This window comes from Curtobacterium sp. PhB146 (genome assembly GCF_004342995.1).
GTDB lineage: Bacteria > Actinomycetota > Actinomycetes > Actinomycetales > Microbacteriaceae > Curtobacterium.
This window is the reverse complement of record NZ_SMBN01000003.1, coordinates 279,291-301,536: the sequence shown is the minus strand read 5'-3', so window position 1 is coordinate 301,536 and position 22,246 is coordinate 279,291. Positions and strand designations below refer to the sequence as shown.

The 22,246-nt window shown below is 72.3% G+C and carries 22 protein-coding genes; 1 reads left to right on the top strand and 21 read right to left on the bottom strand.

Translation table 11 applies throughout. The features are described 5' to 3' along the window. From EDF33_RS20210 to EDF33_RS13490, 10 genes are all read right to left on the bottom strand, one after another. Window positions 1-240 (bottom strand): HGxxPAAW family protein, encoded by a 240-nt coding sequence (locus EDF33_RS20210; RefSeq protein WP_159571188.1) that lies wholly within the window; start codon window positions 238-240, stop codon window positions 1-3. Next, on the bottom strand, window positions 237-902 hold the full coding sequence (locus EDF33_RS13530; protein WP_132100303.1) for a Trp biosynthesis-associated membrane protein: 666 nt from the start codon (window positions 900-902) through the stop codon (window positions 237-239). Before EDF33_RS13530 ends, EDF33_RS20210 begins: the two co-directional genes overlap by 4 nt. Continuing rightward, window positions 899-2,443 carry an anthranilate synthase component I gene (locus EDF33_RS13525; RefSeq protein WP_123294327.1) on the bottom strand — a complete coding sequence of 515 codons (1,545 nt, stop codon included), beginning with the start codon at window positions 2,441-2,443 and terminating at the stop codon, window positions 899-901. Before EDF33_RS13525 ends, EDF33_RS13530 begins: the two co-directional genes overlap by 4 nt. After that, a complete protein-coding gene (hisI, locus tag EDF33_RS13520; protein WP_132100302.1) occupies window positions 2,440-2,886 on the bottom strand; it encodes a phosphoribosyl-AMP cyclohydrolase in 447 nt (148 codons plus the stop codon). The genes EDF33_RS13525 and hisI overlap by 4 nt, the downstream gene beginning before the upstream one ends. Window positions 2,887-2,929: 43 nt before the next feature. Next, complete coding sequence (gene hisF, locus EDF33_RS13515; protein WP_243692450.1) at window positions 2,930-3,715, bottom strand: imidazole glycerol phosphate synthase subunit HisF; 786 nt, start codon at window positions 3,713-3,715, stop codon at window positions 2,930-2,932. Next, entirely contained in the window at window positions 3,712-4,551 is an 840-nt protein-coding gene (gene hisG / locus EDF33_RS13510) for an ATP phosphoribosyltransferase (RefSeq protein WP_111083926.1), read from the bottom strand. Before hisG ends, hisF begins: the two co-directional genes overlap by 4 nt. A gap of 70 nt (window positions 4,552-4,621) precedes the next feature. Beyond that, window positions 4,622-4,885 carry a phosphoribosyl-ATP diphosphatase gene (locus EDF33_RS13505; protein ID WP_111084162.1) on the bottom strand — a complete coding sequence of 88 codons (264 nt, stop codon included), beginning with the start codon at window positions 4,883-4,885 and terminating at the stop codon, window positions 4,622-4,624. A 59-nt stretch (window positions 4,886-4,944) separates the two neighbouring features. Further along, on the bottom strand, window positions 4,945-5,604 hold the full coding sequence (gene rpe, locus EDF33_RS13500; RefSeq protein ID WP_123294325.1) for a ribulose-phosphate 3-epimerase: 660 nt from the start codon (window positions 5,602-5,604) through the stop codon (window positions 4,945-4,947). Window positions 5,605-5,648: 44 nt separating this feature from the next. Then, window positions 5,649-7,223: a transcription antitermination factor NusB gene (locus tag EDF33_RS13495; protein WP_243692449.1), complete on the bottom strand. Its 1,575-nt coding sequence runs from the start codon at window positions 7,221-7,223 to the stop codon at window positions 5,649-5,651. After that, window positions 7,220-8,155 (bottom strand): methionyl-tRNA formyltransferase, encoded by a 936-nt coding sequence (locus EDF33_RS13490; protein ID WP_132100301.1) that lies wholly within the window; start codon window positions 8,153-8,155, stop codon window positions 7,220-7,222. Before EDF33_RS13490 ends, EDF33_RS13495 begins: the two co-directional genes overlap by 4 nt. Before the next feature lie 96 nt (window positions 8,156-8,251). Here EDF33_RS13490 and EDF33_RS13485 point away from each other — a divergent pair, with 96 nt between their 5' ends. Further along, window positions 8,252-8,707 (top strand): DUF4383 domain-containing protein, encoded by a 456-nt coding sequence (locus tag EDF33_RS13485; protein WP_123294323.1) that lies wholly within the window; start codon window positions 8,252-8,254, stop codon window positions 8,705-8,707. Window positions 8,708-8,917: 210 nt separating this feature from the next. On the opposite strand, the gene EDF33_RS13480 is transcribed toward EDF33_RS13485, so the two are convergent. Genes EDF33_RS13480 through pyrR form a run of 11 tightly spaced genes read right to left on the bottom strand, consistent with a single transcriptional unit; the run spans window position 8,918 to window position 22,201 of the window. Next, entirely contained in the window at window positions 8,918-10,924 is a 2,007-nt protein-coding gene (locus EDF33_RS13480) for a primosomal protein N' (protein ID WP_123339708.1), read from the bottom strand. A gap of 8 nt (window positions 10,925-10,932) precedes the next feature. Continuing rightward, window positions 10,933-12,144, bottom strand: coding sequence for a methionine adenosyltransferase (gene metK / locus EDF33_RS13475; protein ID WP_111083919.1), 1,212 nt, complete (start codon window positions 12,142-12,144; stop codon window positions 10,933-10,935). Between the two features lie 5 nt (window positions 12,145-12,149). Continuing rightward, complete coding sequence (gene rpoZ / locus EDF33_RS13470; protein ID WP_114849971.1) at window positions 12,150-12,413, bottom strand: DNA-directed RNA polymerase subunit omega; 264 nt, start codon at window positions 12,411-12,413, stop codon at window positions 12,150-12,152. A gap of 27 nt (window positions 12,414-12,440) precedes the next feature. After that, window positions 12,441-13,394, bottom strand: coding sequence for a guanylate kinase (gmk, locus tag EDF33_RS13465; protein WP_243692448.1), 954 nt, complete (start codon window positions 13,392-13,394; stop codon window positions 12,441-12,443). Next, entirely contained in the window at window positions 13,391-14,275 is an 885-nt protein-coding gene (pyrF, locus tag EDF33_RS13460) for an orotidine-5'-phosphate decarboxylase (protein WP_279388063.1), read from the bottom strand. The genes gmk and pyrF overlap by 4 nt, the downstream gene beginning before the upstream one ends. After that, window positions 14,272-17,565 (bottom strand): carbamoyl-phosphate synthase large subunit, encoded by a 3,294-nt coding sequence (gene carB / locus EDF33_RS13455; RefSeq protein ID WP_132100300.1) that lies wholly within the window; start codon window positions 17,563-17,565, stop codon window positions 14,272-14,274. The genes pyrF and carB overlap by 4 nt, the downstream gene beginning before the upstream one ends. Then, on the bottom strand, window positions 17,565-18,764 hold the full coding sequence (gene carA / locus EDF33_RS13450) for a glutamine-hydrolyzing carbamoyl-phosphate synthase small subunit (RefSeq protein WP_123937797.1): 1,200 nt from the start codon (window positions 18,762-18,764) through the stop codon (window positions 17,565-17,567). The genes carB and carA overlap by 1 nt, the downstream gene beginning before the upstream one ends. Next, window positions 18,761-19,324 (bottom strand): hypothetical protein, encoded by a 564-nt coding sequence (locus EDF33_RS13445; protein WP_132100299.1) that lies wholly within the window; start codon window positions 19,322-19,324, stop codon window positions 18,761-18,763. Before EDF33_RS13445 ends, carA begins: the two co-directional genes overlap by 4 nt. Then, window positions 19,321-20,679, bottom strand: coding sequence for a dihydroorotase (locus tag EDF33_RS13440; RefSeq protein WP_132100298.1), 1,359 nt, complete (start codon window positions 20,677-20,679; stop codon window positions 19,321-19,323). The genes EDF33_RS13445 and EDF33_RS13440 overlap by 4 nt, the downstream gene beginning before the upstream one ends. Then, window positions 20,676-21,635 (bottom strand): aspartate carbamoyltransferase catalytic subunit, encoded by a 960-nt coding sequence (locus EDF33_RS13435; protein WP_132100297.1) that lies wholly within the window; start codon window positions 21,633-21,635, stop codon window positions 20,676-20,678. Before EDF33_RS13435 ends, EDF33_RS13440 begins: the two co-directional genes overlap by 4 nt. Continuing rightward, on the bottom strand, window positions 21,635-22,201 hold the full coding sequence (gene pyrR / locus EDF33_RS13430) for a bifunctional pyr operon transcriptional regulator/uracil phosphoribosyltransferase PyrR (protein WP_132100296.1): 567 nt from the start codon (window positions 22,199-22,201) through the stop codon (window positions 21,635-21,637). The genes EDF33_RS13435 and pyrR overlap by 1 nt, the downstream gene beginning before the upstream one ends. Window positions 22,202-22,246 lie beyond the last annotated feature (45 nt).

Genomic DNA, 22,246 nt, shown 5'->3' with positions numbered 1-22,246 from the left:
CTACTCGGCGTGGTGCTTGGCGACGTACTTCGGGCCGTTCACGCCGTAGCCGGCCTTCGCCATGACCGCGCCGATGACCAGACCGATGACGACGACGGCAGCGGAGACCCAGACGCCCCACGGCTGGTCGAACCAGAAGAACAGCGTGCCTGCCGCGAATCCGATCAGCATGATCACGACGGCGGTCCAGGCGGCCGGCGAGTGGCCTTCGCCGAGTTCTGCGGGCTCAGTGTTGCTCACGGTGCTCCTCGTTCTGCTCCGGCGTCGTCGGTCGACCGACACCCATCCGATCCTACCGTGCCGTCGGTCGGGTCGACCCCAGCACTGAGGTCGTCCCAGTCCACGACGGCGTCGCGCACGACCGGGGCTGCGGCACGCGCGTCGGCGGCGGCTCCGGCGGTCGCTGCCCCGTACTTCCGGCTCGGACCGGGCCACGCACGCTGCACGACGATGACGACGACACCGAGCAGGACGGCCAGGACCCCACCGGCGATGCCGACGGCCGGCCAGAGCGACACGTCGACGCCGGACACGACGCGGCGCACGGCGGTCAGGTCGCTGACCCCGGCCACCGCGCCGACGGCACCCTTCGCCGCGGCGACCGGGTCACCAAGGGCCGTGATGCCACTGACCACGACGCCGAGTCCGAGCAGGATCTCGACGCACGCGAGCACGATGCGCAGCACCCGGCCGGCGATCGTCATCGCGAGGAACAGGGCCAGGCTCGCGATCGCCAGGGCGGTGTACTGCGGCACGACCGCGGCCCCGTCGGCGTCGACCGTCGAGGTGACGGCCGCACCGGCGTGCAGGTCCACGGTGAACCAGGTCTGCGTCCACGCGAGCATGATGATGCCGGCGACGAGCAGTCCGGCGACGACGACGATCGGGCGCGAGCGCTTCACGAGCGCACCTCGCGCATCCGGTTCGCCGTGGCCACGGCCCGCAGGGGTGCCGCCGCCTTGTTGATGGTCTCCTCGTGCTCGGTGGCGGGGTCGGAGTCCGCCACCAGGCCGGCCCCGGCCTGCACACGTGCCACGCCGTCCTTGATCAGGGCGGTGCGGATCGCGATCGCGATGTCCGCGTCACCGGCGAAGTCGAAGTAGCCGACGACACCGGCGTAGGCACCGCGCTTCGCCGGCTCGAGCTCGTCGATGATCTCCAGCGCGCGGGGCTTCGGCGCGCCGGACAGGGTGCCCGCCGGGAACGTCGCCCGGAACACGTCGATGGCGGACATCCCCGGGCGCACCGCACCCTCGACGCTCGACACCAGGTGCATGATGTGGCTGAACCGCTCGACCGTCATGAACTCGGTGACCGCGACGGTACCGGGCTCGCAGACCTTCTGCAGGTCGTTGCGGGCCAGGTCGACGAGCATCAGGTGCTCGGCGCGTTCCTTCGGGTCGTCGAGCAGGTCGTCGCCGAAGCGGACGTCCTCTTCCGGGGTCGCACCACGTGGACGCGACCCGGCGATCGGGTGCGTGATGGCGCGGCCGGACTGCACCTTCACCAGGGCCTCGGGCGAGGCACCGACGATCCAGTACCGCTCGTCGGCGGTGTCCGCCAGGGCCAGGAAGTACATGTACGGACTCGGGTTCAGCGTCCGGAGGACCCGGTACACGTCGAGCGGGTCGGCGGTCACCTCGTGGTCGAAGCGCTGCGAGATCACGACCTGGAACACGTCGCCGTCGCGGATGAACTCCTTCGAGCGCTCCACCGCGGCCATGTACTCGTCCGGCGTGGAACGGTGCGTCGGCGTCGGCTCGGCGATCTCGAACGCCTCGGCGACGGTCGCGACGCTCGGCTGGACGAGGTCGGCCTGCAGGCGGTCCAGGCGGCGCTGCGCGTCGGACCAGAGCGTGTCGGCGTCGTCGGTGCCGTCGTTCAGCACGCTCGCGACGAGCAGGACGAGCCCCGTGCGGTGGTCGAGCGCGACGAGCTCGGAGACGAAGGACAGCGCCTGTCCGGGCACGTCGAAGTCGGCCGGCGGCACGTTCGGCAGGTGCTCGAGCTGGCGCACGGCCTCCCACCCGATGAACCCGACCGTCCCACCGACGAGCGGCGGGGAGCCGGGCACCCGCGGGGTGGCCCAGCGCTCGTGCAAGCGTGCCAGGACCTCGAGCGGTTCGCCGTCGAGTGAGCCGACCGCACGTTCGGCGTCGATGCCGGTGTCGATCCAGGCGGCGCGGTCGCCCTCCTGCGTGAGGACGCCGAAGCTGCGCACACCGACGAACGACCAGCGCGACCAGAGGCCGCCCTGGCCCGCGGACTCCAGCAGGAACGACCCGGGCCGGCCGTCGGCGAGCTTCCGGTAGACGCCCACCGGCGTCTCGCTGTCGGCGTAGAGCGCGCGCACCACCGGGACGACGCGGTGGTCGCTCAGCAGGGCGTCGAACTCCGGCCGGGAGGTGGTGTGCGGCGCATCGGAGATCGTCGCGGTCGTCATCGGGTCGCCTCCACTGCCGTGTCGGCCGGGGCAGACGCGGTCGCGTCCGTCGGCGCCGACGCCGCTGTGCCGGTCGGGGCTGACGCCGTCGTGGGCGCGAGCGGATCGACGTCGAAGCAGCGGTGCGCCCCGGTGTGGCACGCGGCCCCGACCTGCTGCACGGTGACGAGCAGGGTGTCGGCGTCGCAGTCGAACTCCGCGTCGCGCACGTACTGCGCGTGCCCCGACGTGTCGCCCTTCCGCCAGTACTCGTTCCGCGACCGCGACCAGAAGGTCACGCGCCCCTCGGTGAGGGTGCGGCGGAGCGCTTCCCGGTCCATGTACCCGAGCATGAGGACGTCCTTCGACGACTCCTCTTGCACGATGGCGGGGAGCAGCCCGTCCGCACCGAAACGTGCGCGGTCGAGGACCGCGTCGGTGTCGGTGCTGGTGCTGTCGGTCATGAGACTCCTAGCCTACGGCGGCGGATCAGCGGGCGGCGGCGGTTCAGCGGACGGCGTGGCCGGTCGCGCGCAGCGCGGCCTTGACGTCGCCCACCGTCATCTCGCCACGGTGGAAGACGGACGCGGCGAGGAGGGCATCCGCACCCGCGTCGACGGCGGGGGCGAAGTGGTCGACCCGACCCGCGCCTCCCGAAGCGATGACCGGGACCCGCGCGACCGACCGCACCGCGGCGACGAGCTCGAGGTCGAACCCGTTCTTCGTGCCGTCCGCGTCGATGGAGTTGACGAGCAGCTCCCCCGCACCCCGCTCGACGGCGTCGCGCGCCCAGGCGATCGCGTCGATGTCGGTCTCGGTGCGGCCGCCGTGCGTGGTGACCACGAAGCCAGACGCAGTCCGGTCGGAGCGCTTGACGTCGAGCGACAGCACGACGGCCTGCGCACCGAACCGGTCGGCGATCTCGCCGACGAGGTCGGGCCGGGCGATCGCTGCGCTGTTCACGCCGATCTTGTCCGCGCCGCACTGCTGCAGGCGGGACACGTCGTCGACGGAACGAACGCCGCCACCGACCGTGAGCGGGATGAACACCTGCTCGGCGGTGCGGGTGACCGTGTCGTACATCGTGGCGCGGTTCTCGACCGTGGCACCGACGTCGAGGAAGGTCAGCTCGTCGGCGCCCTGCTCGTAGTAGCGCGCGGCGAGCTCGACCGGGTCACCGGCGTCCTGCAGATCGAGGAAGTTCACGCCCTTGACGACCCGGCCGCCCTTGACGTCGAGGCACGGGATGACACGGACGGCCACGCCGCCCGGCGCCGTGGCAGCCGCGGTCACAGTCGTGCCGCGTGGATCGGGCTGACGAGGATGGCGCGGGCACCGAGGTCGTACAGGGCGTCCATGATGAGGTTCGCGTCGTCGCGCGGGATCATCACGCGCACCGCGGACCAGTCGCGGCCGTGCAGCGGCGACACCGTCGGCGACTCGATGCCGGACGCGACGGCCGTCGCCTGCTCGAGCAGCGCGGTGGGGATGTCGTAGTCGAGCATGACGTAGCCGCGGGCGACGAGCACGCCCTGCAGCCGACGGCGGAGCACGTCGATGCCCGGGATCGTCTCGTCGGTCGACACCAGCAGCGCGGTCGACTCGAGGATGACCGGGCCGAAGATCTCGAGGCCGGCCTGCCGCAGCGTGCTGCCCGTCGACACCACGTCGGCCACGGCGTCGGCGACACCGAGACGCACGGCGCTCTCGACGGCCCCGTCGAGCTTGACGAGCGTCGCCGTCACCCCGTGGCGAGCGAGGAAGTCGCCGACCAGGCCCGGGTAGCTCGTCGCGACGCGGACGCCGTCGAGGTCCTGCAGGGTGCTGTACCGGCCCGGCGTGCCGGCGAACCGGAACGTGGAGTCCGCGAAGCCGAGCGCGTCGACCTCGTGCGCCTCGGAACCGGAGTCGAGCAGCAGGTCGCGGCCGGTGATCCCGACGTCGAGTGCGCCGGAGCCGACGTAGGTCGCGATGTCCCGCGGGCGGAGGAAGAAGAACTCGACGCCGTTGCGCTCGTCGAGCAGGTGCAGCGCCTTCGGGTCGCGGCGACCGGCGTACCCGGCCTCGCGCAGCATGTCGGACGCGGTCTCGGACAGGGAGCCCTTGTTGGGCACGGCGATGCGGAGCATCAGGGGGTCTGCTTTCTGGTCGGGGTCGTGGCGGATCGAGGTCGGTGCAGGGGCAGTGCCCGAGCGCGTCCTACAGATGTCGCCAGATGTCCGCCGGGGACAGCCCCTTCGCGACCATGAGGACCTGCAGGTGGTACACGAGCTGCGAGATCTCCTCCGAGGTGCGCTCGTCGCCCTCGTACTCGGCCGCCATCCAGACCTCGGCCGCTTCTTCCACGATCTTCTTGCCGATCTGGTGCACGCCGGCGTCCAGTTCGGCGACGGTGCCGGAGCCCTCGGGGCGCGTGCGCGCCTTCTCGGTGAGCTCCTGGAACAGGTCGTCGAACGTCTTCACGCGGTCCAGGCTACCGGTCTCCGCTGACGCTGCCGACGTACCGTCCGGACGGGTCGCGCTCATGCCCGCGCCCGCGCGGCCGCTTCGCGCAGGTCCGTGATCCGCGCGGCGGGCTCACCGCCGTACACGGCCGACCCGGCGACGAGCGTGTCGGCGCCGCTGCGCACGGCCTCGGGCACGGTGTCCACCGAGATGCCGCCGTCGACCTCGAGCCACACGTCGAGCCCCGAGGCGTCGACCGCCGCACGGGCGTCGGCGAGCTTCGGCATCACGGACGGCATGAACGACTGCCCGCCGAAGCCGGGCTCGACGGTCATCAGCAGGATCATGTCGTAGGCGTCGAGGTGGTGCAGCACCTGGGTGATCGGGGTGCCGGGCTTCACCGCGACGGCGGCACGGGCCCCGTTCGAGCGGATCGCGGCGGCCGTGGCCACGGGGTCGTCCGCGGCCTCGAAGTGGAACGTCACGCTCGACGCACCGGTCTCGGCGTACTTCGGTGCGTTGACGTCGGCGTCGGTGATCATGAGGTGCACGTCGAGCGGCACCGGGGAGACCTGCTGCAGGCGCTCGACGATCGGCAGCCCGAGCGTCAGGTTCGGCACGAAGTGGTTGTCCATCACGTCGACGTGCACCAGGTCGGCGGTCTCGATGCGGTGGAGTTCACGCTCGAGGTTCGCGAAGTCGGCGGACAGGATGCTCGGCGAGATGCGGATCGTCACCGGGCAAGCCTACCGGCGCGAGCGCGACGCCCCGCTCGACGGCCTCAGCCCACGCGACGGAACAACGCGATGAACATCGCGTCCGTGCCGACCCGGTGCGGCCAGAGCTGCGCCGTCGCGCCGTCCGCGATCTCCGGGTCGCGCGCGGCGACCCCCCGCACGATCGTCGCGGTGTCGAGCTGCTCGAGGACTCCCCCGTGCCGCCCCATCAGCGCGTCGACCTGCCCGCGCGTCTCGGCCAGGTGCGGCGAGCACGTGACGTACGCGAGCGTCCCACCCGGTGCGAGCACCCGGACCGCGGCGTCGAGCAGCTCGGTCTGCAGTGCCGCGAGCTCCTGGACGTCCTCGGGGGTCTTCCGCCAGCGTGCTTCCGGACGCCGACGCAGGGCGCCGAGGCCGGTGCACGGCGCGTCGAGCAGGATGCGGTCGAAGGTCATCCCGGTGCCGTCGCGGCCGTAGCGCCGGGCGTCGCCCTCGACGACGCGGACGTGGTCGCCGAACACCCCGAGGGCGTTCCGCACGAGTCCGGCACGTGCCGGCACGAGCTCGTTCGCGACGAGGGTCGCGCCACCCTGCTGCGCCTCGGCGGCGAGCAGCGCGGCCTTGCCGCCGGGGCCGGCGCACATGTCGAGCCAGCGCTCGCCCTCGCGCACCGCGGACGACCGACTCAGCGCGAGGGCGGCGAGCTGCGAGCCCTCGTCCTGCACGCGCAGGCGCCCGGCAGCGACGCCCGGCACGCGCGCGGGGTCACCGGAGATGCCGCGGATCCCGACGGGCGAGACCGGCAGGGCGTCGGCGGCCGGCACGGGGTCGGCGGTCCGGACGGGAGGCACGGTGCCGGTCGCGCCGTCGGCCTCCGGTTCGTCGTCGGCGGGTACCAGGGCCGCTGGCACGTCCGCCGCGCCGGTCGCGTCGGCGAACGCGGCGTCGTCGTCTGCGTCTTCGTCGAGCACCGTGCGCGTGGTCGCGGTGGCGATGTCCTCGTCGGTGGCGAGCCCGGGCAGCGCCGCGAGCTGCACCCGGGGCGCGGCGTTGTCGGCGGCGAGCAGGGCGGCGAGCTCGTCGCGGGAGCGTTCGGCGGCGAGGGCGTCGCGCAGTGCCGAGACGACCCAGACCGGGTGCGACCACCGCGTGGCGAGCAGGGCGTCGCCACCACGGCCCTCGGTGATCTGCGCGTCCCACTCGTCGTCGGTGCGCGCGGCGATCTTGCGCATCACGGCGTTCACGAAGCCGGTGGCACGGCGGGCACCGACCTCGCGGGCGAGCTCGACCGTGGCGTCGACCGCGGCGTGCGTCGGGGTGCGCATGGCGAGCAGCTGGTGGGCGCCGAGCCGCATCACGTCGAGGACGTCGGCCTCGATGTTCTCCGGCCGACGACCCGACGCCAGCGCGATGATGACGTCGTAGCGACCGAGCATCCGGATCGAGCCGTAGGTGAGCTCGGTGGCGAACGCGGCGTCGCGCGCGGTGAGGCCGGCACGACGGATGCGTGTCGGCAGCAGCAGGTTCGCGTACGCGTCGTCGACCTGCACGGCGCGGAGCACGTCGAACGCGACACGACGGGCGTTCGCGGGACGGGGACCGCGGCGGGCGCCCCGGGTGTTCGTCGGCTGGCTCATGCGAGGACCTTCCCGTCCAGTTCGCCCAGGCCACGGGCCCAGGCTGCGGCGTCCATCGCCTTCTTGCCGGCCGGCTGCACCTCGAGCAGCGCCAGCGGAGTGTCACCGGTCCCGACCAGCAGCCGACCGCCGTGGAGTGCCAGCGCACCGGGCGCGAGCTGCGGGGCGGGGTCCGCGGGGCCTCCTGTCAGACGGTTGCTGCGGAGCAGCTTCACGCGGGTCTCGCCGAGGTGGGCGTACGCGCCGGGCTCGGGGGTGACCCCGCGCAGACGGGCGTGCACGACCGCCGCCGGAGCGTCGAAGTCGATGCGCCCGTCGTCGATGGTCGTCTTCGGCGCGAGCGTCGGCTCGCCGGTCTGCTCGGTCGCGACGGCCGTGCCGGCGGCGATGGCGTCGACCACCCGGGCGACGGTCTCGGCACCGGACTCCGCCATGGCGGCGAGGACCTCGCCGGCGGTCGCCTCCGGGTCGATCTCGAACGGGTCCGCCGCGAACACCGGGCCGGCGTCGAGCGCCTCGACGAGCTGGAAGACCGACGCGGCGGTGCGGGTGTCCCCCGCCATCACGGCCCGCTGGACCGGCGCCGCGCCGCGGTACGCCGGCAGGTCGGAGAAGTGCAGGTTCACCCAGCCGAGGCGCGGGGCGTCGAGCGCGGGACGGCGGAGCAACGCGCCGTAGGCGACGATGACACCGAGGTCGACGTCGAGGTCGGCGATGCGCGCGGTGACGTCGTCGTCGACGCGGCTGGCCTCGATGACGGGCAGCCCGAGCTCCGCGGCGACCTGCGCGACCGGTGTCGGCGTCAGGACGCGCTTCCGGCCCTGCGGTGTCGGCGGACGCGTGAGGACCGCGGCGATCTCGTGGTCGGACGCCGCCAGACGGCGGAGGGTGGGGACGGCCGCAGCGGGGCTGCCGGCGACGACGAGACGCATGGGTTCGATCCTCCCACGCGCGCGCTCGGTGGACTGACCCGAACCGGGCCCGCGCCGGGTGGGTACGGTCTGCGGCACAGCACGAGAGGGGTTCCCATGTCCGATGTCACCACGTCCACCGACCGCTTCGCAGGGTCCAGCATCCAGAAGGTCGCGCTGCTCGTCGGCGTCGTGTTCCTGCTGGTCGGGATCGCCGGGTTCGTGCCCGGGCTGACGTCCGGCTCGCTCGCGGGCGCCGGCCACGGGTCGATGGCGATGCTGCTCGGGGTCTTCCAGGTGTCGGTGCTGCACAACGTCGTGCACCTGCTGTTCGGGGTCGTCGGGGTCCTCGCGGCGGGGTACGCCACCGGGTCGCGGATGTACCTGGTGCTCGGCGGGGTCGTCTACTTCGTGCTCTGGGTCTACGGGCTGTTCACCGCCGGGCACTCGTTCGGCGCGAACTTCGTGCCGCTGAACTGGGCGGACAACTGGCTGCACCTCGTGCTCGCGGTCGGGATGGTCGCGCTCGGCGTGGTGTTCCCGCGCGTCGGTGGGCGGGCCGCGCGCGCCTGACGCTGCTGCGCGGCGGACTCGTTTCGCGACGAACCACTCGTTGATCGACGCGTGGTTCGTCGGAAGGTGCACACGCATCGGGTGCGTGCGCATCGGCCGACAGAACACGAGGTGATCGACGCGTGGAACGTCGCAAGGTGCGAAGGCACACGGCCCGGGAGGCGCGGCGCAACTCCGCCACGGAGGCCCCGCCCCGACGGCCGGTGCGGGTCAGACCTCGCTGAAGGGTTCGGCGTCGTCGAGCCGGACCCGCAGCGTCGGTGCCGCCCGACGCCGGTTGCCGCCCTTCAGGACCCGCCGGGTCGACGACCGCCGGATGACCTCGGCCTTCAGGGTCGCCGCGACCTCGGCACCGTGGGCGTACGGGAACCGCACGATCGCCCGGACCGTGCCCGGCAGGGCGTCGTCCTCGACGGGGACCGGGCCGAGCACCGGGCCCGCGGTCGCCCCCTCGAGGGCCTCGACCGCGGCGGTGACGGCCTCGTCGGTGCCGGTCATCGTCGCCACGCGGACCGCCGGCGGGAAGTGCAGTTCGCGCCGGTCGGTGAGTTCGTCGTGCGCGGGACCGTCGAGCCGCCAGAGCGCCATCGCCGTAGCGAGCTTGCCGCCGATGCCGACCAGGTACGCCTCGGCCCCGGGAGCACCCTTCGCGGCGGCGTTCGTCCAGAAGCGGAGCACGTCCTCCTGCACGCGCAGCCCCTCGCGCGCGAGCATCTTCTCGCCGTCGAGCAGCAGGACGCACGCGTAGCCCCCGGGCACGCTCGGCTCGGCGCCACGGGTCGCGACGACGACGGAGGGCCGCGCGGGCACCTCGTCGAGCGGGCGTGAGCCGTCGGCCACCACGATCCGGGTGCCGGGGAACGCCCGCCCGAGTTCGTCGGCGGTGCGTTGGGCGCCCTGTCCCACGGGCTTCACGGTGCCGTTGCCGCACGTCGGGCAGCGGAACCCCACGGCGAGGGCACCGCAGAACCGGCACTGCGGCGTGGCACCGCGGTGCGGACTGCCGAGCGGACCGCCGCAGATGCGGCAGTGCGCCCGCTCACCGCACTCCGCGCAGACGAGTCCGGTGCCGAACCCGGGGCTCGCGACCTGCACGAGCACCGGGCCGTGCTGGCTGGCCTCGCGCGCGGCACGCCACGCGGAGCTCGGGATGCGTGCCTGCGCGGCGTACCCCTCGGCCGAGGTCTGCTGCACGGTCGGGATGACCTTCGGGGTCTTCACCCGGAACGGCGTGACGTCCTGCAGCCAGTGCAGTTCGACGAGCCGTTGCACGTCGGTGCTGCGGGCGTGCGAGAGGAACAGCAGTGCGGCACCCGACTGCGCTGCCCGCACGAGGGCGACGTCACGCGTGTGCACGTACGGCGCGCGCTGCTCGATGAACGAGGCGTCGCCGTCGTCCCACATCGCGATGAGCCCGAGGTCGGTCGCCGGTGCGTACACCGCCGTGCGGTTGCCGATCGCGACGACGGGGTGCGTCCGCGCCTGCAGCAGTGCCTTGGCCCGCTGACCGTTCGTCTGCTTGGCGTCGAAGCGCACGACCCGTTCCGGCGGCAGCACCGCGAGCAGCGCGCGCTCGAGGTCGATCACGTCGCGGAAGTCGGGGACGGCGATGACGGCGGACTGCTCGCTCGCCAGCGTGTGGGCGGCGGCCTGGGCGAGGGTGGCGGCCCAGCCGGGCACCCAGATCGGATCGGAGTCGCCGTCGCCCTCGTCGCTGGTGGGCCCGGCCAGCGCCACCGGGTGGGGAACGGCGGCGACCGCAGCGCGATCGTGCTCGGCGATCACGCCTTCGAGCATGCCCGGGGTGTAGCCGGTCACCGGCGGTGCGGACACCGGGGGCGGGGACCACGAGGTGTCCCGCGCGAGCCAGGCCTTCTCGGCGCGGACCTGGCGGGTCGGCACGGCCAGGCGGAGGACGTCGGACGCCACACCGGCGGCACGGTCGGCCACGGCGCGGGCGAGCTTCCAGATCTCCGGCGCCAGGACCGGGACGGGTGACACCAGGGTCTCGATCGCGCTGAGCTCACCCGGGTAGTCGCCCTCGTCGACGATCTCGACGACGTAGCCGTCGGACATCCGGGCCCCGGTGCGGAGCGGGACCTTCACGCGGACGCCCGGCACGCAGTCGTCCTCGAGCTCGGCCGGCACCCGGTAGTCGAACAGACGGTCCAACTGCGGGAGCGGCGAGTCGAGGACGACGCGCGCGACGGTGGTCACGCGGTGCCTCAGACGGCGGCGGTGACGAGCCCTGCGGCGGCGCGGAGTTCCTCGACGCGGTCGAGCTGCTCCCAGGTGAACCCGGGGAGCTCGCGGCCGAAGTGTCCGTACGTCGCGGTCTGCGCGTAGATCGGACGGAGCAGGTCGAGGTCGCGGATGATCGCGGCCGGACGCAGGTCGAACACCTGGCGGATCGCGGCTTCGATCGTGGCGTCGTCGACGTGTCCGGTGCCGAAGGTCTCGACGTAGAGCCCGACGGGCTTCGCGCGGCCGATCGCGTAGGCGACCTGCACCTCGAGCCGGTCGGCGAGGCCCGCGGCGACCGCGTTCTTCGCGACCCAGCGCAGCGCGTACGCCGCCGAGCGGTCGACCTTGGACGGGTCCTTGCCGCTGAACGCGCCGCCACCGTGACGGGAGGCCCCGCCGTAGGTGTCGACGATGACCTTGCGGCCGGTGAGTCCGGCGTCGCCCTGGGGGCCACCGATCTCGAAGCGGCCGGTCGGGTTGACGATGACGTCGACGTGCGAGGAGTCGAGGTCGACGAGGTCGAGCACCGGACGGATCACGTGCTCGGTGATCTCGGCGGTGAGCTGCTCCAGCGTGACGCTCGGCGAGTGCTGCGTCGACAGGACGACGGTCTCGACGGTCTTCGGCACCACGCCGTCGTAGCCGACGGTGACCTGCGTCTTGCCGTCCGGGCGCAGGAACGCCAGCTCGCCGGACTTGCGCACGGCGGCCAGACGCTCGGCCAGGCGGTGCGCCAGCCAGATCGCGACCGGCATGTACTCGGGGGTCTCGTTGGTCGCGAAGCCGAACATGATGCCCTGGTCGCCGGCACCCTGACGGTCGAGCGGGTCGACCGCACCGGTGCGGGAGTCGAGCGACTCGTCGACGCCCTGCGCGATGTCCGGCGACTGCGCACCGATCGACACCTCGACGCCGCACGTGGCGCCGTCGAAGGAGACGTCCGACGAGTTGTAGCCGATGCCCGTGATGACGTCGCGGACGAGCTTGGGGATCTCGACGTAGCCCGAGGTCGTGACCTCGCCGGCGACGTGCACGAGGCCGGTCGTCACCATCGTCTCGACGGCGACCCGAGCGTGCGGGTCCACCGTGAGCAGTGCGTCGAGGATGCTGTCCGAGATCTGGTCGCAGATCTTGTCGGGGTGCCCCTCGGTCACCGACTCGGACGTGAAGAGGCGCAGAGCAGCTGCAGTCACCGGGATCAGTCGGAGGGCTGCTGCTGCTTGGTGACGGTGAGCTTGTCCTCGTTGATCTCGTGGAGAGCCACGGACAGCGGCTTGTCGTCGATCGTCGAGTCGACGAGCGGGCCGACGTTGTCGAAGAGCGAGCCCTCGTGCAGGTCGGCGTAGTAGTCGTTGATCTGACGCGCGCGCTTGGAAGCGAAGATGACGAGCGCGTACTTCGACTCGACCTTGCTGAGCAGGTCGTCGATGGGCGGGTCGATGATGCCCTGGGGGTTGGCCATGGAGTCTCCTCGTCGTCGGTGCACCCGTCAGGGCGCAGAGAACAAGTCTACGACCTGTCGTGCCGCGGTGCCGACATCGGAGTTCACGATGCGGACGTCGAACTCGTCCTGGGCGGCCAGTTCGACCTTCGCGGTGTCGAGTCGACGCGCCTGTTCCTCGGGCGACTCGGTGCCGCGGCCGATGAGTCGACGCACCAGTTCTTCCCACGTCGGGGGCAGCAGGAACACGAGCACGGCCTCGGGCATGGCGTCACGGACCTGCCGAGCACCCTGCAGGTCGATCTCGAGCATGACCCGCTCGCCGGCGTCGAGCGCTCGGTCGATCGGCGGCCGCGGGGTGCCGTACCGGTACGAGTTGTGCACCGTGGCCCACTCGAGCAGTTCGCGTTCGCGGATCATCCGGTCGAACTCGGCGTCGTCCACGAAGTAGTAGTGCACGCCGTCGACCTCGCCCGGGCGGGGCTTCCGGGTCGTGGCGGAGACGCTGAGGTTCACGTCCGGGTACTGCTCGCGGATGTACGCGCTCACCGTTCCCTTGCCGACGGCGGTCGGCCCGGCGAGGACGACGAGCTTCGAGGCACCGCGCTTGCGACCGCGCGCGGCGAGCCAGTCGGCCAGGGCCGTGCGCTGCCGGGTGCCGAGGCCCCCGAGGCGCTTCGACGGCGCGATGCGCAGGGTGCCCATGATCGACTCGGCACGCGCCGGACCGATGCCGGACAGGCTGACGAGCAGGTCGCGCACCCGGAGCGAGCGCTCCGCCGAGGTCGTGTCGACGAGGGCGTCGTCCCATGCCGATCGAGCGACCTCGAGTGCCGAGCGCTCCCCCGACGCGACCTGGGACTTCACCGCGGCCCGGGCGCGTCGCGCGGCGACCGCCGCCTGGGCCGCCGCGACGCGGTCGACCTCCGGTGGGGTGCGGTGGGCCGGCAGGTCGGTGCCGTCGGAGCGGTCGCCGCCGGTGCGGTCGCCGTCGGTGGTCATGCTGCGGCTCCGAGGGCGGCGCGGATCCGGTCGGCGCGGTCGGACACGAGTGCCGCGACCCCGTCCGGACCGTCGGTCTGCAGACCGCGCGACTCGCTCACGAGCACCTGCTCGGCGCGCGCACCGTACAGCGCACGGAGGTCCTCGATCCGGGCGCCCTGGGCACCGAAGCCCGGGGCGAGCACCGGCGCGGTGTCGATCGCGTCCGCGTCGATGCCGAAGTCGTCGAGGTGAAGGGTCGCGCCGAGCACGAGCCCGACGTCGCCGAGGGCCTGGTCGCCCGCGGCCCGGTTGTCGTCTGCCACGTCCAAGACGATACCGGCAGCCACGGACCGCCCGGCACGCGGGCCCTCCGCCAGGACCGCGGTCTGCAGCACCCGCGCCTCCGGGTTGCTCGTCGCGGCGAGCACGAAGACCCCGGCACCGTTCCGCCGAGCGACGTCGACCGTCCCGCTGAGCGAGCCGTAGCCCAGGTACGGCGACACCGTCATCGCGTCGGCCGCGAACGGCCCGTCACGGTCGAGCCACGCGAGTGCGTAGTCGTCACCGGTCGACCCGATGTCGCCGCGCTTCACGTCGGCGACGACCAGGAGGCCCGCATCACGTGCACGACGGATCGTCGCGTCGAGCGCGCGGTAGCCCGCCACCCCCGCCGCCTCGAAGAACGCGATCTGCGGCTTCACGATCGCCGCGCGGCCGGCGGCCGCGTCGACCAGGGCCGCGCCGAAGGCCGTCAGGCCCTGCTCGTCGCGGCCGAGCCCCCACGCCGCCAGGGTGGTGGCGTGGGGGTCGATGCCGACGCAGAGCGGTGAACGCTCGCGCATCGCGGACGCGAGCCGATCACCGAAGGAGGCCGGGCCTCCCGTCTGCCCCTCGCTCACCAGGTGGCGCGCTCCCGCGCGTAGTCCTGCAGGCTCCGGACGTTGAGCGGCGTGCCGATCGTCTCGATCGCCGCGACTGCCGCACCGATCTGCGCGATCGTCGTGAACAGCGGCTTGTCCGCTGCGACCGTGGCCGCTCGGATCTCGTACCCGTCCGCACGACCGGCGGCACCCGACGGCGTGTTGATGACGATGTCGACCTCGTTGCGCGTCAGCAGGTCGACGACGCTCTCGCCGCCCTGGCTGTACTTGCCGACGATGCCGACCTCGATGCCGTTGCGGCGGAGGATCTCCGCCGTGCCCTCGGTCGCGATGATCGTGAAGCCGAGCTGCTGCAGGCGGTGCACCGGCAGCACGATGGCGCGCTTGTCGGTGTCCGCGACACTCACGAAGACCGTGCCGCTGGTCGGCAGGCCGCCGTACGCGGCGTCCTGCGACTTGAGGAACGCCCGTGGGAAGTCGCGGTCGATGCCCATGACCTCGCCGGTGGAGCGCATCTCGGGGCTGAGCACCGAGTCGACGACCTGACCTTCGCGGGTACGGAAGCGGCGGAAGGGCAGGACGGCCTCCTTGACGGCGACCGGGGCCTCCATCGGGACGAACGCCCCGTCGCGGGCCGGCAGCATGCCCTCGGCGACGAGCTCGTCGACGCTCGTGCCGGTCATGATGCGCGACGCGGCCTTGGCCAGCGCGATGCCGAGCGCCTTCGAGACGAACGGGACCGTGCGGCTGGCGCGCGGGTTCGCCTCGAGGACGTAGAGCACGCCGGCGCCGATGGCGAACTGGACGTTGAGCAGGCCCTGCACGCCGATGCCGCGGGCGATCTTCTCGGTCGCGTCGACGACGCCCTGGATCTCGGCGCGGCCGAGGCCGACCGGGGGCAGGGTGCACGCGGAGTCACCGGAGTGGATGCCGGCCTCTTCCAGGTGCTCCATGATGCCGCCGATGTAGAGCCGCTCACCGTCGAAGAGCGCGTCGACGTCGATCTCCACCGCGTCGTCCAGGAACCGGTCGACGAGCAGCGGGAGCTCCGGGCCGATGATCGCCTGGTCGGCCATCCGGTCGAAGTAGTCGGCGAGCGACGGGGAGTCGTACAGGATCTCCATGCCGCGGCCGCCGAGCACGAAGGACGGGCGGACGAGCACCGGGTAGCCGATCTCCTCGGCCACGGCGGTCGCGCTCGCCAGGTCGTGGGCGGTGCCGTTGCGCGGCGCGAGCAGCCCCGCGGCGTCGAGGATGGCGGAGAACTGGCCGCGCTCCTCGGCGGAGTCGATCGCCGTCGGGCTGGTGCCGAGGATCGGGATCCCCGCCGCCTCGAGCGGCTTCGCCAGGCCCAGGGCGGTCTGCCCGCCGAGCTGCACGACGACGCCGACGAGCTCGCCCGACGCCGCCTCGGCCTCGATGACCTCGAGGACGTCCTCGGCCGTGAGCGGCTCGAAGTACAGACGGTCCGAGGTGTCGTAGTCGGTGGAGACCGTCTCGGGGTTGCAGTTGATCATGATCGTCTCGAACCCGGCGTCGCTCAGCGCGAAGGACGCGTGCACGCAGGAGTAGTCGAACTCGACGCCCTGGCCGATGCGGTTCGGGCCGGAGCCCAGGATGACGACCTTCTTGCGGTCGCTCGCGACCACCTCGGTCTCGGCGTCGTACGACGAGTAGTGGTACGGCGTCAGGGCCGGGAACTCGCCGGCGCAGGTGTCGACGGTCTTGAAGACGGGGCGGATGCCGAGGGCGTGCCGGTCGTCGCGGACCTGCTGCTCGCTGACCGGGTGCTCCGGGGTGCTGCGCAGCGCCGCGATCTGGGTGTCGCTGAAGCCGTGCTCCTTGGCCCAGCGGATGGTGTCCGCGTCGAGCTCGTCGGCGGCCGCGACCTCGGCGGCGACCTCGTTGATGAGCACGATCTGGTCGATGAACCAGGGGTCGATCTTCGTGGCTTCGAAGACCTCGGCGGCGGTGGCGCCGGCGACCAGGGCCTGCTGCACCGTGACGATCCGGCCGTCGGTGGGGATGGACGACTTCGCGAGCAGGGCGTCCTTGTCGAGCTCCGCCGCCGGGGTGTCCCAGTGGAAGCTCGAGCCGCGCTTCTCGAGCGAGCGCAGCGACTTCTGCAGCGCCGTCGCGTAGTTGCGGCCGATGGCCATCGCCTCGCCGACGCTCTTCATCGTCGTGGTGAGCGTGGCGTCCGCCGCGGGGAACTTCTCGAACGCGAAGCGCGGGGTCTTCACGACCACGTAGTCGAGCGTCGGCTCGAAGCTGGCCGGGGTCACCTTCGTGATGTCGTTCTGGATCTCGTCCAGGCGGTACCCGATGGCGAGCTTCGCGGCGATCTTCGCGATCGGGAAGCCGGTGGCCTTCGACGCCAGGGCCGACGAACGGGAGACGCGCGGGTTCATCTCGATGACGATCAGGCGGCCGTTCGACGGGTCGACGGCGAACTGGATGTTGCAACCACCGGTGTCGACACCGACGCGACGGATGATGTCGATGCCGATGTTGCGCATGTTCTGGTACTCGCGGTCGGTGAGCGTGAGCGCCGGGGCGACCGTGATCGAGTCGCCGGTGTGCACGCCGACCGGGTCGACGTTCTCGATGGAGCAGATGACGACGGTGTTGTCGTAGTTGTCGCGCATCAGCTCGAGCTCGTACTCCTTCCAGCCGAGGATCGATTCCTCGAGCAGGACCTCGGTCGTCGGGCTGGACTGCAGCCCGTCGCCGACGAAGCGGACGAGCTCGGCTTCGTCGTACGCGAAGCCCGAACCGAGACCACCCATGGTGAAGGACGGGCGGACGACGAGCGGGTAGCCGAGGTCCTTCGCGAACTCCTTCGCCTCTTCCAGCGTGTGGGCGATGTGGCTCCGGGCCACGTCGGCGCCGGACTCGAGCACGAGTTCCTTGAAGAGCTGGCGGTCCTCACCGCGCTGGATGGCGTCCACCTTGGCACCGATGAGCTCGACGCCGTGCTTCTCGAGGATGCCGGCCTCGTCGAGCGCGATCGCCGCGTTCAGGGCGGTCTGGCCACCCAGCGTCGGCAGGACGGCGTCCGGCTTCTCGATGCGGATGATCTCCTCGAGGCACGCGTTCGTGATCGGCTCGATGTAGGTCGCGTCGGCGAAGTCGGGGTCGGTCATGATCGTCGCCGGGTTCGGGTTGACGAGGATGACCCGGACGCCCTCGGCACGGAGGACACGGCACGCCTGGGTGCCGGAGTAGTCGAACTCGGCGGCCTGACCGATGACGATCGGGCCGGAACCGATGACGAGGACGGAGTTGATGTCTGCGCGCTTGGGCATCAGTTCGCTTCCTTGGTGATGTCTGCTGCGGGAGTGGTCGCGTCGGCGGTGGCCGCGTCGAGCGGCTCCCCGTCACGTCGCGCGCGCACCAGGTCCGCGAACCGGTCGAAGAGGTACATGCTGTCGTGCGGACCGGCGGCGGCCTCGGGGTGGTACTGCACGCTGAACGCGGGCACGTCGAGCGCCCGCAGGCCCTCGACCACGTCGTCGTTCAGCGAGTAGTGCGAGACCTCGACGCGGCCGAACCCGGCCGGCGACTCGAGGACCTGCCCCAGGGGAGCGTCGACCGCGAAGCCGTGGTTCTGGCTCGTGATCTCGACCTTGCCCGTGGTGGTGTCGAGCACCGGCTGGTTGATGCCGCGGTGCCCGAAGGGCAGCTTGTAGGTGCCGAAGCCGAGCGCGCGGCCGAGCAGCTGGTTGCCGAAGCAGATGCCGAAGAACGGACGCCCGGTCCGCAGGCTGCCCTGCAGCAGTTCGACCTGGGCGTCCGACGCGGCGGGGTCGCCGGGGCCGTTCGAGTAGAACAGGGCGTCCGGTGCGAGCTCCTCGAGCGCCGCAGCGGAGATGTCCTGCGGCACGACGTGCACCTCGAAGCCGCGCTGGGCGAGGTAGCGGGTGGTCGACGCCTTCACGCCCAGGTCGAGCACGGCCAGTCGGCCGATCTGCTCGCCCTCGGCCGGCACGACGTAGGTCTCCGGGGTGGACACGATCGCCGAGAAGCTCGCGCCGGCCATCGTGGCCTGCGACCGGACGGCGTCCAGCTGCTCCGACTCCGACAGCGTCGCGTCGGCGCCGCTGAACACGCCGCCCTTCATGGCGCCGGCGTCGCGGATCCGGCGCGTGAGGGCGCGGGTGTCGATGCCGGAGATCCCGACGATGCCGTCGCGCACCAGGTGGTCGTCGAGCGACGCGTTCGCGCGGTGGTTCGAGACCACGCGGCTGGGGTCGCGCACCACGTACCCGGCGACCCAGATGCGACGGGACTCGGGGTCCTCGTCGTTGACGCCGGTGTTGCCGATGTGCGGTGCGGTCTGCACCACGATCTGGCCGGCGTAGGACGGATCGGTCAGCGTCTCCTGGTAGCCGGTCATGCCGGTCGCGAAGACCACCTCGCCGAGCGTGCGCCCGCGGGCGCCGTAGGCCCAGCCGTCGTACCGGGTGCCGTCTTCGAGGACCAGGACGGCCCGTTCGCGTGTCATGCTTTCTTCCCTTCGCCCGCGGTTCGCGGAGCATCGGCCGCAGTCGCCTGCGGCCCGGTCTCGGTCAGTCCCTGCAGGGCGAGCAGCGCTGCTGCGTCGCCCTCCGGGAACCGGAAGTACGTGTCGAGGTCCGTCGCACCTGCGGCGCCGGTCGCCGTCCATCGCAGACGGACCAGTCCCCCGGGCTCGACCACCCGGTCGATCGCCCACGTCGAGCGGTCGGCACCGCGGACCGCAGCACGTGCGATCCAGCGGTCGTCCGCGCCGGCGAGTCGCAAGACCACCCCGGTCGCGTGGACGCGCACGCCGCCGCGACCCCGGAACCCGAGTCCGCCGGCGGTGATGCGTTCCAGCGGCTGGTCAGCACGGGTCGTCGCGACGGAGAAACCGTCCCAGGACCCGACTTCCGGTCCGACCGTGGTCGGGACGGGGACGGGAGGCACGGCTTCCGCCTGCTTCCTGGTCCGCGTCCGCCAGGTGCGCGCCATGGCGACGAACAGCGCGGCGACCGCGAGCAGGATCACCCCGCCGAGCAGCCAGCGCGCGGCGTCGCCGCTCATGCGCGCGCCCCCGTCCGGAGCGCCGCGGCGTGCGCGGCCACGGTGTCGGCGTCCACCAGGCGGCCGTCGAGCACCGTCGGCGCGCCCAGGTGGAACGTCGCGACGACCCGGCCGGGCAGGGTCATGCCGAGGTACGGCGAGTTCTGCGACTGTCCGGCGAGGTCGGCGACCGCGAACTCGCGGCTGGCCGACGGGTCGTAGAGCGTGACCTCGGCGGGCGCGCCCTCGGCGAGTCGCTGGCCGTGGCCCTCCACCTGGCCGATGCGCGCGGGCGCCTCGGACAGGACCCGTGCGACGTCGGCCCAGTCCAGCTGGCCCGACGCGACGACGGCGGACTGCACGACGCTCAGCGCCGACTCGAGGCCGACCATGCCGTTCGCCGCCGCGGGCCACTCGCAGCACTTCGCCTCGGCGGTGTGCGGTGCGTGGTCGGTCGCGACGATGTCGATGGTGCCGTCGGCGAGGGCCGTGCGCAGGGCGTCGACGTCCTCGCGTGCCCGGAGCGGTGGGTTCACCTTGTAGCGGGCGTCGTACCCGGGGGCGCCGTCGTGCCCGGCGATGAGGTCCTCGGTGAGCACGAGGTGGTGCGGGGTGACCTCGGCGGTGACGTCGATGCCGCGGGACTTGGCCCAGCGGATCACCTCGACGCTCCCGGCGGTCGACACGTGGCAGACGTGCAGCCGCGCGCCCACGTGGTCGGCGAGCAGGACGTCGCGGGCGATGATCGCCTCTTCCGCCACGGCCGGCCAGCCCGCCAGCCCGAGCTCCGACGACAGGCGGCCCTCGTTCATCTGCGCGCCGATGGTGAGTCGGGGTTCCTGCGCGTGCTGCGCGAGCACCCCGCCGAAGCCCTTGATGTACTCGAGTGCGCGGCGCATGAGGAGCGGGTCGGACACGCACGAGCCGTCGTCCGAGAAGACCCGGACCTTCGCCCTGCTCGTCGCCATGGCACCGATCTCGGACAGGTGCGTGCCCTGCAGCCCCTGCGACACCGCGCCGATCGGGCGGACCGTGACGTAGCCGGCGTCGTCGCCGAGTGCCTGCACCTGCTCGACGACCCCGGCGGTGTCGGCGACCGGGCTCGAGTTCGCCATCGCGTTGACGGCGGTGAAGCCTCCGGCCGCCGCGGCGCGCGAGCCGGTGAGGACCGTCTCGGATTCCTCGTGACCGGGCTCGCGCAGGTGGGTGTGCAGGTCGACGAGACCCGGCAGGGCGATGAGCCCGTCGGCGTCGACGACCGTGGCACCGCTCGCGTCCACGCCGGAGCCGATCGCCGTGATGCGGCCGTCCTGCAGTCGGATGTCGGCGCGCGAGCCGTCGACCAGCTGCGCGCCGCGGATCAGGTGAGCGGTCATGCTGCGGACTCCTTCGGTTCGGTGCCGGTCAGGGCCAGGTAGAGGACCGCCATGCGGACCGAGACGCCGTTCTCGACCTGCTCGACCACGGTGGAACGGGGGTCGTCGGCAGCGACGCCGGCGATCTCCAGCCCGCGGTTCATCGGACCGGGGTGCATGATCAGCGTGCGCTCGGACAGCCGCGCGAACCGCGCAGCCGTCAGGCCCCAGTGCCGCGTGTACTCGCGCGGGTTCGGGAAGAACGAGTCGTCCATCCGCTCCTGCTGGATCCGGAGCGTCATGACGACGTCCGGGTCCTCGGCCAGGGCGGCGTCGAGGTCGTGGTGCACCGCGGCCCCGAACGGGGTCGTGGTGGCGGGCAGGAGCGTCGGCGGTGCGGCGAAGGTCACGCTCGCGCCGAGGGTCCGGAGCAGCCACGCGTTCGACCGGGCGACGCGGCTGTGCAGCACGTCGCCGACGATCAGGACCCGGACGCCGTCGAGGCCCTGTCCACGTGAGCCGGCACCGTGCAGGCGACGGCGCATGGTGAAGGCGTCGAGCAGCGCCTGCGTCGGGTGCTCGTGCGTGCCGTCGCCGGCGTTCACCACGGGGACGTCGATCCAGTCGGCGTCGGCCAGCACGCGCGGCGCACCGGACGAGCCGTGCCGCATCACGATGCCGTCGATGCCCATCGCGCCGAGGGTCTGCACGGTGTCCTTGAGGGACTCGCCCTTGGAGACGCTCGAGCCCTTGGCCGCGAAGTTGATGACGTCGGCCGACAGGCGCTTCGCCGCGGCCTCGAACGAGATGCGCGTGCGGGTCGAGTCCTCGAAGAACAGGTTCACGACGGTCTTGCCGCGCAGGGCCGGGAGCTTCCGGACCTCGCGCGTGTTGACCTCGGCCATCTCCTCGGCGACGTCGAGGATGTGCACGGCCTGGTCGCGCGACAGGTCGGCGGTGGAGAGCAGGTGCCGCATCACGCCACCCCCTGCTCGATGAACACGGTGTCGTCGCCGTCGGTCTCGGACAGGTGCAGGGTGACCCGCTCGTCCGATGCGGTCGGCAGGTTCTTGCCCACGTGGTCCGCGCGGATCGGCAGCTCGCGGTGGCCGCGGTCGACGAGCACGGCGAGCCGGACGGCGCGCGGCCGGCCGATCCCCTGCAGGGCGTCGAGCGCTGCCCGGACCGTGCGACCGGAGTACAGGACGTCGTCGACGAGCACGACGACCTTGCCGTCGATGCCGCCGGCGGGGATCACCGTGCGGTGCGGGGCACGACCGATGCCGTGCCCGAGGTCGTCCCGGTGCATGGTCACGTCGAGCGTGCCGACTCGTTCGGATCCGATGCCCGCCCGCGCGGACTGCCACTCGGGCTCGATGTCCGCCAGGACGCGGCCCAGCCGTTCGGCGAGCACGGCGCCCCGGGTCGGGATGCCCAGGAGGACGAGGTCCGAGCCGCCGTGGTTGGCCTCGAGGATCTCGTGTGCGATGCGCGTCAGAGCGCGCGCGATGTCGGGTTGCTGCAGGACCGTTCTGGTACCCACGTCGACCCCCTTCCCCGCCTCACTGGACGGCATTAAAGGATGCTG

Bases quoted from the DNA above. Each gene is read 5' to 3' on its own strand.
- EDF33_RS13525 (WP_123294327.1), bottom strand. From the start codon at position 2,443: ATGACGACCGCGACGATCTCCGATGCGCCGCACACCACCTCCCGGCCG.
- hisI (WP_132100302.1), bottom strand. From the start codon at position 2,886: ATGACCGACAGCACCAGCACCGACACCGACGCGGTCCTCGACCGCGCA.
- hisG (WP_111083926.1), bottom strand. From the start codon at position 4,551: ATGCTCCGCATCGCCGTGCCCAACAAGGGCTCCCTGTCCGAGACCGCG.
- EDF33_RS13495 (WP_243692449.1), bottom strand. From the start codon at position 7,223: ATGAGCCAGCCGACGAACACCCGGGGCGCCCGCCGCGGTCCCCGTCCC.
- EDF33_RS13490 (WP_132100301.1), bottom strand. From the start codon at position 8,155: ATGCGTCTCGTCGTCGCCGGCAGCCCCGCTGCGGCCGTCCCCACCCTC.
- EDF33_RS13485 (WP_123294323.1), top strand. From the start codon at position 8,252: ATGTCCGATGTCACCACGTCCACCGACCGCTTCGCAGGGTCCAGCATC.
- rpoZ (WP_114849971.1), bottom strand. From the start codon at position 12,413: ATGGCCAACCCCCAGGGCATCATCGACCCGCCCATCGACGACCTGCTC.
- gmk (WP_243692448.1), bottom strand. From the start codon at position 13,394: ATGACCACCGACGGCGACCGCACCGGCGGCGACCGCTCCGACGGCACC.
- carB (WP_132100300.1), bottom strand. From the start codon at position 17,565: ATGCCCAAGCGCGCAGACATCAACTCCGTCCTCGTCATCGGTTCCGGC.
- carA (WP_123937797.1), bottom strand. From the start codon at position 18,764: ATGACACGCGAACGGGCCGTCCTGGTCCTCGAAGACGGCACCCGGTAC.
- EDF33_RS13445 (WP_132100299.1), bottom strand. From the start codon at position 19,324: ATGAGCGGCGACGCCGCGCGCTGGCTGCTCGGCGGGGTGATCCTGCTC.
- EDF33_RS13440 (WP_132100298.1), bottom strand. From the start codon at position 20,679: ATGACCGCTCACCTGATCCGCGGCGCGCAGCTGGTCGACGGCTCGCGC.
- EDF33_RS13435 (WP_132100297.1), bottom strand. From the start codon at position 21,635: ATGCGGCACCTGCTCTCCACCGCCGACCTGTCGCGCGACCAGGCCGTG.